Raw genomic sequence first — 12492 nt, 5'->3', positions numbered from 1 at the left:
AGGTTACTTCGTGGCTGCGGGAGCCGGCTCGCCGAGCGGCTGCTCACCCAGGACGTGCAGCAGCTGCAGCTTGCCGTAGGTCTCGGTGCCCGGCGCGGCACCGAGGATCACGAGGGTCTGGCCCACCTCGGCCGTCGCCATCGTCTCGCAGTCGACCTCGAGCAGCCCGACCCTCGGGTGCACGAGCCGCTTCGAGGTGGGGTGGCGCAGGCCGACCTCGTGGCGCGCCCAGATCTCGGCGAACTCGTCGCCGGTCGCCATCAAGGCGTCGATCATGGCCGTGACGTCCGCATCGTGAGGACGCCGGGACCAGGTCGCACGGAGGTCGGCAGCTCGGATGCGACTCTGCTCGGGCTGGTCCTCGACGGGCGCAGGACGGGACTCCGGGTGGGCGAACCAGCGCCACGTCATACTCGCCTCGACTCCCGTGAGTCCGCCGCGGTCGCCCTGCAGGAGCTTGGACAGCCGGTTCTGCGCGAGCACGACCCCGAGGTCGGACACCACGAACGCGGCACAGTCCTCGAGCTGGTCGATGACGCGGAGCAGGACCGGTCGTACGTACGGCGACGAGCCCGTGCGATCGGGCGCGGCGTGACCGGCGAGCCGATGGAGGTGGTCGGTCTCGTCGTCGGACAGGCGGAGCGTACGCGCGAGGGCGCGCAGCATCTGGACCGACGGTTGCGGGCTGCGAGCCTGTTCGAGCCGGGCGTAGTAGTCGACCGACATCCCGGTGAGGTGGGCCACCTCCTCGCGGCGCAGCCCGGTCGCGCGCCGGCGCGGTCCGACCGAGAGCCCGACGTCGGCGGGCTGCAGGGCCTCACGCCGGCGGCGGAGGAAGTCGGCGAGAGAGCTGCGATCCATGCCTCCATCATCGCGCGCGCTCGCAACCCCAAACAGGGATCGGCAGTCCGTGGCTGAACGCTCCTCTTTTGCCGCCGCAGAGCCCGACGCAGGCTGGACGCATGACGACTTCGACACTGACCACCAAGACACTCGGCACGCTCGGCTCGACTCCCGCGATCGGTCTCGGCCTCATGGGGATGTCGGCGCTGTACGGGCCCACCGACCGCGACGAGAGCATCGCGACGATCCACGCGGCGCTCGATGCCGGGGTGACGCTGCTGGACACGGGCGACTTCTACGGCATGGGGCACAACGAGCTGCTGCTGGCCGAGGCGCTGAAGGGCCGCGACCGTGACGCCGTCGACATCAGCGTGAAGTTCGGTGCACTCCGTGGGCCGGACGGCGCATGGTTCGGCTTCGACGCGCGCCCGGCTGCGGTGAAGACCTGGCTCGCGTACTCGCTCGTGCGGCTCGGCACCGACCACGTCGACATCTACCGGCCCGCGCGGCTCGACCCGAGCGTGCCGATCGAGGAGACCGTCGGCGCGATCGCCGAGCTGGTCGAGGCCGGGTTCGTCCGGCACGTCGGTCTCTCGGAGGTCGGCGCCGACACCATCCGCCGGGCCCACGCGGTGCACCCGATCAGCGACCTGCAGATCGAGTACTCCCTCATCTCGCGCGGCATCGAGGACGAGATCCTCGAGACCTGCCGCGAGCTCGGCATCGGCATCACGGCATACGGGGTGCTGTCGCGCGGACTGATCAGCGGGCACTACGACCCGTCGAAGACGGGTGCGGGGGACTTCCGTTCGCACACGCCGCGCTTCCAAGGGGACAATCTGGACCGCAACCTGCAGCTCGTCGACGCCCTGCGTGGCATCGCGGAAGAGGCCGGAGTCTCGGTCGCCCAAGCGGCGATCGCATGGGTCGCGTCGCGCGGTGATGACATCGTCCCCGTCGTCGGTGCGCGCACGCGCGAACGTCTCGCCGAGACGCTCGGTGCGGCCGAGGTGACCCTCAGCGCCGCGCAGCTCGCGGCGATCGAAGCCGCGATGCCCGTCGACCAGGTCGCCGGCACGCGCTACGCCGAGGAGCAGATGGCGATGCTCGACAGCGAAAAGTAGTGGGCGCTGCCTCAGGCCCCGGCGGCGTGGCCGCCGGGCAGGCGCAGGTCACGGGCGCGGTGGTTGAGCACGAGGGTCTGCGCCACGAGCGACAGACCGAAGAACAACGACAGCGTCGCCGCGCCCACGCCCGGCGGCAGCAGCTCGTCGACGCCGATGTGTTGCGCCAGAGCGGCCAGCCACAGCACCACGGTCAGCGCACCGCCCTGGCGTACGACCTGGCCCGCGTCGTCGCGCCCGAGCCGCATGATGCGCCCGCGCGCGACGGCGAGCGCTGTTGTGGCGATCGCGCTCGCGACGAGCAGGGAGTCGTCGGCGAGGCTCGTGACGTGCTTGACGACCAGGATCGTGCTCGCGGCGACGCCGAGGGCGGTGAGGAACATGCCGAGGTGGGGCCACCTCCGCAACCGGCGGAGCCGGACCTGCCGACGCAGGATCAACACCACGACGACGGCCGCGACGACCTGATCCGTCGTCACGCGTCGATCCCGCCAGCCCCACGCAACGGCTAGTTGCGGCGTGACTGCCGGCGCTCGGCGACGAAGGGATAGATCGCCCACGCGATGAGGAGCGCGAGCACCTCGACGAGCGCTCCGACCAGCATCTCCAGATTCGACATTGTTTCCATGGCTCTGCCCTTCCCCCGATCCGCATGACACACGCGTCTCACCTTCGAGTGTGTCGCGGCAGGCCAAATCCACAAGGGCGCCGCCTGGAAGTCTCCCGGCTCAGAAGTTGCCGCGCAGTGCCTGCTCCCGCTCGATGGCCTCGAACAGCGCCTGGAAGTTGCCCTTGCCGAAGCCGAGCGAGCCGTGCCGCTCGATGAGCTCGAAGAACACCGTCGGCCGGTCACCGATCGGCTTGGTGAAGATCTGCAGGAGGTAGCCGTCCTCGTCGCGGTCGACCAGGATCCCGCGCTTCTGGAGCTCCTCGATCGGCACGCGTACGTTGCCGATGCGCTCACGCAGCTCGGGGTCGGTGTAGTACGACTCCGGGGTGTCGAGGAACTGGATCCCGGCGGCGCGGAGCCGGTCGACGGTGTCGAGGATGTCGTTGGTCGCCAGCGCGAGGTGCTGCGCGCCGGGACCGCGGTAGAACTCCAGGTACTCGTCGATCTGCGACTTGCGCTTGCCGACGGCCGGCTCGTTGAGCGGGAACTTCACCCGGTGATTGCCGCTGGCCACGACCTTGCTCATCAGTGCGCTGTACTCGGTCGCGATGTCGTCACCGATGAACTCGGCCATGTTGGTGAAGCCCATGATGCGGTTGTAGAAGTCGACCCACTCGTCCATGTGGCCGATCTCGACGTTGCCCACGACGTGGTCGAGCGCCTGGAAGATCCGCTTCGGCGCATCGGCGGGACGTACGTACGTCGACCGCCGCTCGACGTAGCCGGGCAGGTAGGCGCCGGTGTACGCACTGCGGTCGACGAGCGTGTGGCGGGTCTCGCCGTACGCCGCGATCGCTGCGATGCGCACGGTGCCGTGCTCGTCGGTCAGGTCGTGCGGCTCCTCGAGGATCGTCGCGCCCTGGGTGCGGGCGTGGTCGATGCACGTGTCGACGTCGGGCACCTCGAGGGCGATGTCGATGACGCCGTCGCCGTGCGCACGGTGGTGGTCGAGGATCGGGCTGTCGGGGTCGACGCCACCCTTGAGGACGAACCGCACGGCACCGCTCTCCATGACGTACGCGTGGTGGTCGCGGTTGCCGGTCTCGGGGCCGGAGTAGGCGACGAGATCCATGCCGAAGGCGGACTGGTAGAAGTGCGCGGCCTGCGTGGCGTTGCCGACGGCCCAGACGACGGCGTCCCAACCGGTGACCGGGAACGGGTCGGTCGCGGTGTCGTACTCGACCAGGCCGACGAGCTGCTTGAGCTGGTCGAGATCGAGGTGGGCGAGGCGTTCTGCGTCAGTCAGGTCGAGGGTCATGGACCCACATCAACGCATCGTGGCGAGATGGGCAAGCGGCGCAGTCACCGGTGGTCACATGTGCTACATGAGGCCGGTAGGATGAGACATGTCTTGGCAATCTGCATACTTCGGAGGCGGCAATGGATCAGCTCGACATCGCACTGGTGGAGGCGATGCGTGAACATCCTCGCGTCGGCGACCTCGAGCTGTCCCGCATCACTCAGGTCGCCCGCGCGACGGTGCAGTCCCGGCTCGCCAAGCTGGAGCGCGCCGGGGTCATCACGGGCTACGGACCCGACATCGACCTCGTCGCGGCCGGACATCCGGTGCTGGCGTTCGTGACGCTCGAGATCGCGCAGGGATCGCTCGACGCAGTGACCGACGAGCTCGACTCGCTGCCCAACGTGCTCGAGGCCTACGTCACGAGCGGCACGGCTGACGTGGTGTGCAAGATCGCCGCGACCTCGCACGAGGACCTGCAGGCGACGCTGCTGCACATCAGCCGGTCGGGCTCGGTCGTGCGGTCGACGAGCGTCATCGTGCTGTCGGAACTGGTACGCCCGAGGGTCCTGCCGATGCTGAAGAAGGGCGCCGAAGGCAGCACCTCCAGAGCCCCCGCGTACAGGTGATTCGAGATCCTTTCGACAAGCTCAAGGAGTGGTGGTGGCGAGGACCTGCAACCTCTCGAGGGCTTGTTCGATGACTGCTGGTTGCTTGCAGAACGCCCAGCGGACCAGAGGGCGACCGGCGGCGACGTCGTCGTAGAACACCTGGTGCGGGATAGCGACGACGCCGGCGAGCCCGGGCAGTGTGCGGCAGAACTCGACGCCGTCGTCGAAGCCCAGCGGTCTGATGTCGGTCGTCGCGAAGTAGGTGCCCTCAGGCACGTACACCTCGAACCCGATCTCGGCGAGCCCGTCGCACAGTTGGTCGCGCTGCGCCTGCAGCCGGCTGTGGAACGTGTCGAAGTACGCGTCGTCGGCACCGAGCGCGTGCGCGATGGCCGGCTGCAGCGGTGAGCCCGAGGTGTAGGTCAGGAACTGCTTCGCCCCGATCATGGCCTGGACGAGCGACGCCGGACCGGTGGCCCAGCCGATCTTCCACCCGGTGAACGAGAAGCTCTTGCCGCCGCTGGAGATCGTCAGCGTACGTTCGGCCATGCCCGGCAGCGTCGTGATCGGGATGTGCGGGATGCCGTCGAACGTCAGGTGCTCGTAGACCTCGTCACTGATCACCACGAGGTCGTGCTCGACCGCCACGGCGGCGATCGCGTCGAGCTCCTCGCGTCGCAGCACCGTCCCGGTCGGGTTGTGCGGTGAGTTGAGCAGGATCGCGGTCGTCTGCGGCGACACCGCGGCGCGCAGCTCGTCGATCGGCAGCCGGAAGTCCGGCGCGCGCAGCGTCACCGGCCGGCGCACGCCGCCGGCCATCTGGATGACCGCGACGTACGAGTCGTAATAGGGCTCGAGGACGATGACCTCGTCTCCCGGGTCGATCAGCCCGAGCAGAGCCGAGGCGATGGCCTCGGTCGCTCCGGTGGTGACGCCGACCTCGGTGTCGGGGTCGACGTCCACACCGTAGAAGCGCTTCTGGTGGGCCGCGATCGCGTGCCGCAGCTCCGGCACTCCGGTGCCCGGGGCGTACTGGTTGCGCCCGCCTCGCAGCGCGTCGACCGCGACCTCGATCACCTCGGCCGGGCCGTCCGTGTCCGGAAAGCCCTGGCCGAGGTTGACCGCGCCGGTCCGCAGCGCGAGCGCGCTCATCTCGGCGAAGATCGTGGTGCCGAGACCTGACAGGCGGGCGCTGGAGGTCTTCATGCGGTCGATCCTAGGTGGCTAGGTACGGACCTCTTCCGTGCCCGGGACGTCGGCGTGCTGGATCTCGTCGACGAGGTCGTCCGGTGGTGGCGCCGTGGTCGACGCGTCCTCGGACCCTGCACCACCGCCGACCGACGTGCGCTTCTTGTTCCAGACGTCGAACGCGACCGCGGCGAGCAGCACGAGGCCCTTGACGACCTGCTGCCAGTCGATCGAGATGCCCCGGAGCGACATGCCGTTGTTGAGGACACCCATGACGAAGCCACCGATGATCGCGCCGACCACGGTGCCGACACCGCCCGTGACCGCGGCGCCACCGATGAACGCGGCGGCGATCGCGTCGAGCTCGAAGTTGGTGCCGGCCTTGGGGTTGGCGGCGGTGAGGCGGGCCGCGGTGACCATGCCGGCCAGGGCGGCGAGCAGTCCCATGGAGGGACCTCATCTGAGAATTCGCTGAGTGACATCCTGTGCCGACGCGGGGTCAGCGCGCAGCGGGCGGTGCGGTCGAGCTGCGGACCACGAGGGTCGTCGGGACGAGGTCGACCGTGGGCTCGTCCTCGCCGTCGAGGACGCGGGAGAGGACCTCCATGACCCGCTGCCCGAGCGCGGGAAAGTCCTGGCGCATCGTGGTCAAAGGAGGCAGGAAGTAGCCCGCCTCGGGCAGGTCGTCGAAGCCGACGACGCTGACGTCTTCGGGCACCCGGCGGCCGGTCTCGCGGAGCGCTCGCAGCAGGCCCAGCGCCATCTGGTCGTTACCGACGAAGATCGCCGTGACATCGCGTTCGCGGGCCAGGGACAGGCCGGTGCGGTAGCCGCTCGCGGCGCTCCAGTCGCCGCCCCAGCGCAGCGGCGGGATGCGGCGCTTCTGGCTCTCCAGCTCGGCGCGCCAACCGTCGCGGCGGGCGTGCGCCTCGGCCCAGCCGTTGGGGCCCGACAGGTGGATCACCGTCTCGTGCCCGAGGTCGAGCAGGTGCCGTGTCGCGAGCCGGCCACCTTCGAAGTTGTCGAAGCCGGCGGTCAACGGCGTGCGCGACATGTCGCCCTCGACGACGACCGTGGGGATGTCGAGGTCGAGGGAGTGCGCCTCTCGCAGGATCGTCTCGTGGGGCACGATGACGACCATCGCCTCGACGATCCGCTCCTGCAGGTCGGTCACGGCTGCGCGGAACGCCTCGCGCGACATCGACTCGACGTTGACCGTCGCAAGCCGGTACTCGGACTCGCGCGCCGCGGCCTCGAGCGCCAGCAGGACGTTGGCCGGGCCGAACTGCTCGGTGCCCCAGGTCACGACGCCGACGGTGCGCGACCGGCTGGAGGCCAGCAGCCGGGCGGCCAGGTTGCGGCGGTAGCGGAGCTCCTCGGCCGCCTTGAGCACCCGGTCGCGGGTCTCCGGGCGTACGCCGGGCATGCCGTTGATGACCCTGGAGACGGTCTGGTGCGAGACCCCAGCGCGCTGCGCGACGTCCGCCATGCGCGGAACCCTTGGGCCGTCAGGGGACGTCGGGGTCATGCGCAGATGCTAGTCGGTGGACAGTGCAGGCATTTCCGATGTTGCGAACAACCGCGTGTTTCCGTCGTCAGCGGGCGAAGCCCATGAGCTGGTCCTGCAGCCGGCCGATGCGTCGAACCGCTGCCAACCAGAGCACGAAGGCACCGACGAGGATCGACGCGTCGATCGTCTCCATGATCCCCAGCGCCGAGACAGCACCCGTGTCGATCTCTGAGCCGGTGACGAGGGCAGGGCCGATCTGGTCGGTGATGCGGGTGATCAGCCACAGGGCCCACCACCAGCCGAGCACAGCGCTGCCGCTGAACTGCCGCGGGTCACGAGATATGTCGCGGACGATCTGGAAGGGGAACCAGAGATTCACCACGGGGCAGACCCAGCTGCCCCAGACCCAGCCCTTGCTGCGGGCCAGGTGGGCCCCTGGGAAGAACGCCTCGTAGTTCGTCCGGACCTTGTAGAGCCACAGGCACGTGACGACGTATGCCGCGATGAGCAGCGGGAACTGGGGGAGTGCTGCCAGGTCGTACGGGGTCCATACGTCGTACGCCCTGGTCCCGTTGTCCGCAGCCTCGAGGTAGGTGTGCTGAGCCGGCCACGCCAGTCCGGCCTCGATGACCTGGACGGCAGTGACGAGTGAGGCCATGACGATCGCCGCGATCATCAGGCCGTGCGCGGGTTCCGGCTGCGGAGGGTAGTAGTACCCCGGCGGAAGTGGCGGGCGCTCACCCTGGGCGGCGGTCGGACCGTATCGCGGGAAGCCCTCAGCCGCTTGCGGATCGCCGGGGTACGGCGGGTAGGACATGGTTCCCCCAGATGGTCGAGCGGTCGGCGCAACATAGCACCGGCGCAAGGCCTGTCGTGGCGGTTTGCCGATCTGCGTCGGCGACCCCCGTGCGGCCCTACGATGTCGACGTGACGAGCCTCAGTCGTACGCGCATCGCGGTGGCTGCGGGCTTCTCTCTGCAGGGGCTCGTGTTCGCGGCGATCGTCACTCAGGCGCCGCGGATCAAGGACAAGTTCGACATCGGCGACGGCGGCCTCACCGGCATCCTCGTGCTCGTCGCCGTGGTGTCCGGCGTCGGCAGCGTCATCGCCGGGCTGGTCGCGGAGCGCCGGACCAGCGCCGCCGCCTACCGGCTCGCGCTCCTGACGATCGGCCTCGGTGCCCTGCTCGTCGGGATCGCGCCGACGCTGCCGTTGGTCATCGCCGCGTTCGTCGTCTACGGCCTCGGCGTCGGGGCGGTCGACGCCGGCATGAACATGCAGGGCGTCCGCGTGCAGCAGGCGTACGGGCGCAGCATCATGGCGAACTTCCACGGCATGTGGTCGATCGCCGGCATCGCGGGTGCACTGTTCGCCGCCGGAGCTGCTGAGGTCGACCTGCCGCTGGCGGTCTCGCTCGTCATCATCGCGGTCGTCACGTGGATCACGGTTGCCGTCGCGGCGCCCCACTTCATCGAGGCCCAGGAGCACGACCCCGGCCTGTCGGCGAAGGGTCTCGACCTGCCGTGGCGCCCGATCCTGGTGTTCGGCCTTGTCATCTTGCTGTTCTACGCCGCCGACACCGGGATCCTCACGTGGAGCAGCGTCTACCTCGAGGACGCACTCGACTCGACCAAGAGCGTGGCGCCGCTGGCCTACGGAGCGTACGAAGCCGGTGCGCTGATCTCGCGGTTCGGCGGTGACTTCCTGGTCCGCAGGGTCGGTGCCACCAAGGTCGTCGTGACGGGTACGACCGTCGGCGTCGTGGGACTCGCGGTCGTGGTGACGGCGGCCGTGCCCGCGATGGCGATCGCCGGGTTCTTCGTGACGGGGCTCGGGCTGGCGATCCTGGCGCCGCTGTCGTTCGCGGCGCTGGCCGGCGCGGTGCCGGCGAAGTCGCTCGACGTGGCGATCGCGCGGATGAACATCGCGAACTACCTCGGCGCGATCCTCGGTGGCGGACTGATTGGGGCGGCCGCCTCCGCGGACCACTTGCGCTGGGCCTTCGTCATCCCGCTCGTGCTGATCCCGTTGGTGCTGCTGTTCGCCCGGTCGTTCCGCACGGCGGATGCGGCGACGTTGGATGCGGTGTGACGCGAACCGCGCCGGGCAACTGACTGAAGACATAAGTCGCCCCACCGTTCTCGGGGGGTGAAACGGTGGGGCGACAACAGGCGCCAACAGCATGAACGCGCATTGACCCTGCAGTCATAATGTTACGCCAGCAAGACAAGCGTGTGGAGGTTTTGGTCGAATAATCAACAATTCTTTCCGGCGCCGTGTCTCGGTGTCTTGGTGAGTCGGCCCCGGATCCAGCCCGTCGCCCTGCAATCACGGTGCCGGATCCCGGCCAGGTCTTCGGCTGACGGTTTGCTGAGTTTTCCGCAGTAGCGCAATCGGCATACCGGTGGGATGACACAATCTCCTGCATGACTGCCACGATCGCACCGGCGCGCCCGCCGGGCCGGCCGCGTCGCCGCATCGCGACCGCGATCGGCGTGCTCCTGTTGCTCGGCGGTCTCGCGGTCATGGGCTACTTCGCCTGGCAGTACATCGGCACCAATGTCGTCGCCAAGCACAAGCAGGCCCAGATCAAGGCGGAGACCCTGCGCCAGTGGGACAAGGGTGTCGAGGGCGATGCCATCGCGATGCTGCGGGTCAAGCGGTTCGGCAAGGACTACGAGGTGCCGATCGTCAAGGGCTTCGACAAGGGTGCCCTCGCGCGCGGCGTCGGCTGGGACACCAAGAGCGCGAAGCCGGGTGAGATCGGCAACTTCGCCATTGCGGGCCACCGGGTCACGCACGGCGAGCCGTTCAGCAAGTTCCCCAAGCTCAAGAAGGGCGACCTCGTCGTCGTCGAGACGCGGCGCAACATCTACACCTACCGGCTGCGCAACTCCGGCACCTCGATCACGGTGTCGTTCACGACACCGTGGCCGCTCTGGCGCGTCCCGGACCCGGCCGCCCGCAACAGGAAGCCGACCGAACGGCTCATCACGATGCTCACGTGCTCCGAGCTGTTCCACACCAACAACCGCAGCGTCGTGATCGGCGAGCTCGTGAAGACGTACGACAAGAAGCAGCGGACGACCGCGACCAACTGACCGCGCCCTAGGCTTGCTGCCATGCATGACTACCAGCGTGAGTTCATCGAGTTCTCCCTCGAGCACGAGGTGCTCCGGTTCGGTGAGTTCACGCTGAAGTCGGGGCGCACGTCGCCGTACTTCTTCAACGCCGGGCTGTTCAACACCGGCGCCCGGCTCGCCGCGCTGGGTCGGTTCTATGCCGCGGCGATCGATCGCAGCGACATCGATTTCGACGTGCTGCTCGGCCCGGCCTACAAGGGCATCCCGATAGCCTCGGCCACCGCGGTCCAGCTCTTCGAGCAGCTCGGCCGCGACGTGCCGTGGTGCTTCAACCGCAAGGAGCCGAAGGATCACGGCGAGGGCGGCCTGATCGTGGGCTCGCCGCTGCAGGGCCGGGCGCTGATCGTCGACGACGTCATCACGGCTGGCACCGCGATCCGCGAGGTCATGGACATCGTCGACGCGGAGGGTGCCCAAGTGGCCGGCGTCATGGTCGCGGTCGACCGCCAGGAGCGCGGCACCGGCGAGCTGTCGGCGATCCAGGAGGTCGAGCGTGACTTCGGCGTCCCGGTCGTCTCGATCATCGACTTCGGCCAGATCGTCACGTACGTCGAGGAGTCCGGCCGGCACGCGGAGCACCTGCCGGCGATCCGCGCCTATCGTGACGAGTTCGGGATCGCGTCGCCCTCGTGACCGAGCCGGAGGCCGACGTGGGGGTCGGCCCGTGGGAGGGCGAGTGGCCCGTCGGTGACCACTACGACGAGGAGCTGCTGCGCGAGGGCGATCGGCGCAACGTCGTCGACCGCTACCGCTACTGGACGCTCGACGCGATCGTCGCCGACCTCGACCTGCACCGCCATCCGTTCCACGTCGCGATCGAGAACTGGCAGCACGACTTCAACATCGGCTCGATCGTGCGCACCGCCAACGCGTTCGCGGCCGCCGAGGTCCACATCGTCGGCAAGAAGCGCTGGAACCGTCGCGGCGCGATGGTCACCGACCGCTACCAGCACGTACGTCATCACGCCTCGGTCGCCGAGCTCGCCGCATGGGCGGCCGCTGCCGGACTCGTCGTGATCGGGATCGACAACGTGCACGACTCGGTGCCGATCGAGACCGCCGAGCTGCCGAGGGACTGCGTCCTGGTGTTCGGTCAGGAGGGGCCCGGGCTCTCCGACGAGGCGCGGGCGGCCTGCGAACGTACGCTCTCGATCGCACAGTTCGGCTCGACCCGGTCGATCAACGCCGGCGCGGCCGCCGCGATCGCGATGCACACGTGGATCCGCCAGCACGCCGACCTCGAGTCTTGACCGCCCCAATAACCTCTGACTAAGGTCAGACAATGGTCGACGATCCTGTGGCAACACTCCGCCGGTTCAACCGTTCGTGGTCGCAGCGCGTGGGGGTGCTCGACGAGTCCTTCCTCGGCTCCGGCCGTCCGCTGGGGCCGTCCCGGCTCCTGTTCGAGCTCCGGGGTGGTGGCAGCAGCGTGCGTGAGCTGCGGGAGCGGATGGACCTCGACTCCGGCTACCTGAGCCGACTGTTGCGGCAGCTCGAGTCCGAAGGGCTCATCGCGGTCACCCCCGACCCGGCCGATGCCCGTCGACGGATCGCGACCCTGACCAAGCGCGGCGTCGCGGCGCAGCAGGACCTCGACGACCGGTCCGACTCCCTCGCACACGGCCTCGTCGATGCGCTGTCGGACCGTCAGCGCGTACGCCTCGCCGAGAGCCTGGACCAGGCCGATCGCCTGATCCGCGCCGCCACCGTCTCCCTCGACCTCGTCGATCCGGGTTCGGAGCACGCGCGGACCGCTGTCGCCGCGTACTTCCAGGAGCTGGACGAGACGTTCGAGGGGGGCTTCGACGTGGCGGCCGGCGCTGCCGATGAGCAGACCCTCGGCGGTGCGACCGGTCGGTTCCTCGTGGCGGTCAGTGGGGGAGTCGTGGTCGGCTGCGGCGGCCTGCAGTCACTGTCGGACGACGTCGGCGAGATCAAGCGCATGTGGGTGCACCACGACTGGCGCGGCCTCGGCCTCGCGGGCCGGCTCCTGCGCCGGCTCGAGGAGGAGTCCCTCGCTCTCGGCCATCGCGTCGTCCGGCTCGACACCAACAGCTCGCTGGCCGAGGCGCTGGCGATGTACCGCGCGGCCGGCTACGTCGAGATCCCGCGCTACAACGACAACCCCTACCCGGACCACTGGTTCGAGAAGAGGTTCTAGGC

Annotated in this window: 14 protein-coding genes; 7 read left to right on the top strand and 7 right to left on the bottom strand. The window is 69.1% G+C overall.

The features are described from left to right. Window positions 1-3: 3 nt before the first annotated feature. Window positions 4-861 (bottom strand): helix-turn-helix transcriptional regulator, encoded by an 858-nt coding sequence (locus ESP70_RS14555; protein ID WP_149690042.1) that lies wholly within the window; start codon window positions 859-861, stop codon window positions 4-6. Between the two features lie 101 nt (window positions 862-962). Between ESP70_RS14555 and ESP70_RS14550 the strand changes: the two genes are divergently transcribed. Then, on the top strand, window positions 963-1967 hold the full coding sequence (locus ESP70_RS14550) for an aldo/keto reductase (protein WP_149690041.1): 1005 nt from the start codon (window positions 963-965) through the stop codon (window positions 1965-1967). 11 nt (window positions 1968-1978) lie between these two features. Here ESP70_RS14550 and ESP70_RS14545 read toward each other — a convergent pair whose 3' ends face one another. Continuing rightward, the gene (locus ESP70_RS14545) at window positions 1979-2446 is read right to left on the bottom strand and encodes a hypothetical protein (protein ID WP_149690040.1); all 468 of its coding nucleotides are present in this window, start codon (window positions 2444-2446) and stop codon (window positions 1979-1981) included. A 249-nt stretch (window positions 2447-2695) separates the two neighbouring features. Further along, complete coding sequence (gene hppD / locus ESP70_RS14540) at window positions 2696-3895, bottom strand: 4-hydroxyphenylpyruvate dioxygenase (protein WP_149690039.1); 1200 nt, start codon at window positions 3893-3895, stop codon at window positions 2696-2698. 122 nt (window positions 3896-4017) lie between these two features. Between hppD and ESP70_RS14535 the strand changes: the two genes are divergently transcribed. Continuing rightward, window positions 4018-4506, top strand: a complete 489-nt coding sequence (locus ESP70_RS14535; RefSeq protein ID WP_149690038.1) for an Lrp/AsnC family transcriptional regulator — start codon at window positions 4018-4020, stop codon at window positions 4504-4506. Between the two features lie 21 nt (window positions 4507-4527). Here ESP70_RS14535 and ESP70_RS14530 read toward each other — a convergent pair whose 3' ends face one another. The 4 genes from ESP70_RS14530 to ESP70_RS14515 form a co-directional block, all read right to left on the bottom strand. Beyond that, window positions 4528-5694, bottom strand: coding sequence for a pyridoxal phosphate-dependent aminotransferase (locus ESP70_RS14530; protein ID WP_149690037.1), 1167 nt, complete (start codon window positions 5692-5694; stop codon window positions 4528-4530). An 18-nt stretch (window positions 5695-5712) separates the two neighbouring features. Further along, a complete protein-coding gene (locus tag ESP70_RS14525) occupies window positions 5713-6123 on the bottom strand; it encodes an ABC transporter permease subunit (protein WP_281287335.1) in 411 nt (136 codons plus the stop codon). Window positions 6124-6175: 52 nt separating this feature from the next. Next, window positions 6176-7204, bottom strand: a complete 1029-nt coding sequence (locus ESP70_RS14520) for a LacI family DNA-binding transcriptional regulator (RefSeq protein ID WP_223148745.1) — start codon at window positions 7202-7204, stop codon at window positions 6176-6178. Between the two features lie 67 nt (window positions 7205-7271). Beyond that, a complete protein-coding gene (locus ESP70_RS14515) occupies window positions 7272-8003 on the bottom strand; it encodes a DUF4328 domain-containing protein (RefSeq protein WP_149690036.1) in 732 nt (243 codons plus the stop codon). 110 nt (window positions 8004-8113) lie between these two features. On the opposite strand from ESP70_RS14515, the gene ESP70_RS14510 reads away from it, so the two are divergent. The 5 genes from ESP70_RS14510 to ESP70_RS14490 all read left to right on the top strand — a co-directional run bounded on the left by ESP70_RS14510 (window position 8114) and on the right by ESP70_RS14490 (window position 12490). After that, window positions 8114-9277, top strand: coding sequence for an MFS transporter (locus tag ESP70_RS14510; protein ID WP_188110649.1), 1164 nt, complete (start codon window positions 8114-8116; stop codon window positions 9275-9277). A 335-nt stretch (window positions 9278-9612) separates the two neighbouring features. Next, window positions 9613-10287 (top strand): sortase domain-containing protein, encoded by a 675-nt coding sequence (locus ESP70_RS14505; protein WP_149690034.1) that lies wholly within the window; start codon window positions 9613-9615, stop codon window positions 10285-10287. Between the two features lie 21 nt (window positions 10288-10308). Beyond that, window positions 10309-10962, top strand: a complete 654-nt coding sequence (pyrE, locus tag ESP70_RS14500) for an orotate phosphoribosyltransferase (protein WP_149690033.1) — start codon at window positions 10309-10311, stop codon at window positions 10960-10962. After that, on the top strand, window positions 10959-11579 hold the full coding sequence (locus ESP70_RS14495) for a TrmH family RNA methyltransferase (RefSeq protein ID WP_149690032.1): 621 nt from the start codon (window positions 10959-10961) through the stop codon (window positions 11577-11579). The genes pyrE and ESP70_RS14495 overlap by 4 nt, the downstream gene beginning before the upstream one ends. A gap of 32 nt (window positions 11580-11611) precedes the next feature. Beyond that, a complete protein-coding gene (locus ESP70_RS14490; protein ID WP_149690031.1) occupies window positions 11612-12490 on the top strand; it encodes a bifunctional helix-turn-helix transcriptional regulator/GNAT family N-acetyltransferase in 879 nt (292 codons plus the stop codon). The last annotated feature ends 2 nt before the right edge of the window (window positions 12491-12492 follow it).

The organism is Aeromicrobium ginsengisoli (assembly GCF_004134905.2).
GTDB classification, from domain to species: Bacteria; Actinomycetota; Actinomycetes; order Propionibacteriales; family Nocardioidaceae; genus Aeromicrobium; species Aeromicrobium ginsengisoli.
The sequence above is the reverse complement of the archived record's forward strand: the minus strand, read 5'-3'. Positions and strand labels throughout refer to the sequence as shown.

Excerpts from the sequence above, each read along its gene's own strand:
- ESP70_RS14525 (WP_281287335.1), bottom strand. The coding sequence starts at position 6,123 with ATGGGACTGCTCGCCGCCCTGGCCGGCATGGTCACCGCGGCCCGCCTC.
- pyrE (WP_149690033.1), top strand. The coding sequence starts at position 10,309 with ATGCATGACTACCAGCGTGAGTTCATCGAGTTCTCCCTCGAGCACGAG.
- ESP70_RS14550 (WP_149690041.1), top strand. The coding sequence starts at position 963 with ATGACGACTTCGACACTGACCACCAAGACACTCGGCACGCTCGGCTCG.
- ESP70_RS14505 (WP_149690034.1), top strand. The coding sequence starts at position 9,613 with ATGACTGCCACGATCGCACCGGCGCGCCCGCCGGGCCGGCCGCGTCGC.
- ESP70_RS14555 (WP_149690042.1), bottom strand. The coding sequence starts at position 861 with ATGGATCGCAGCTCTCTCGCCGACTTCCTCCGCCGCCGGCGTGAGGCC.
- ESP70_RS14530 (WP_149690037.1), bottom strand. The coding sequence starts at position 5,694 with ATGAAGACCTCCAGCGCCCGCCTGTCAGGTCTCGGCACCACGATCTTC.
- ESP70_RS14520 (WP_223148745.1), bottom strand. The coding sequence starts at position 7,204 with ATGACCCCGACGTCCCCTGACGGCCCAAGGGTTCCGCGCATGGCGGAC.
- ESP70_RS14490 (WP_149690031.1), top strand. The coding sequence starts at position 11,612 with ATGGTCGACGATCCTGTGGCAACACTCCGCCGGTTCAACCGTTCGTGG.
- ESP70_RS14535 (WP_149690038.1), top strand. The coding sequence starts at position 4,018 with ATGGATCAGCTCGACATCGCACTGGTGGAGGCGATGCGTGAACATCCT.
- hppD (WP_149690039.1), bottom strand. The coding sequence starts at position 3,895 with ATGACCCTCGACCTGACTGACGCAGAACGCCTCGCCCACCTCGATCTC.
- ESP70_RS14515 (WP_149690036.1), bottom strand. The coding sequence starts at position 8,003 with ATGTCCTACCCGCCGTACCCCGGCGATCCGCAAGCGGCTGAGGGCTTC.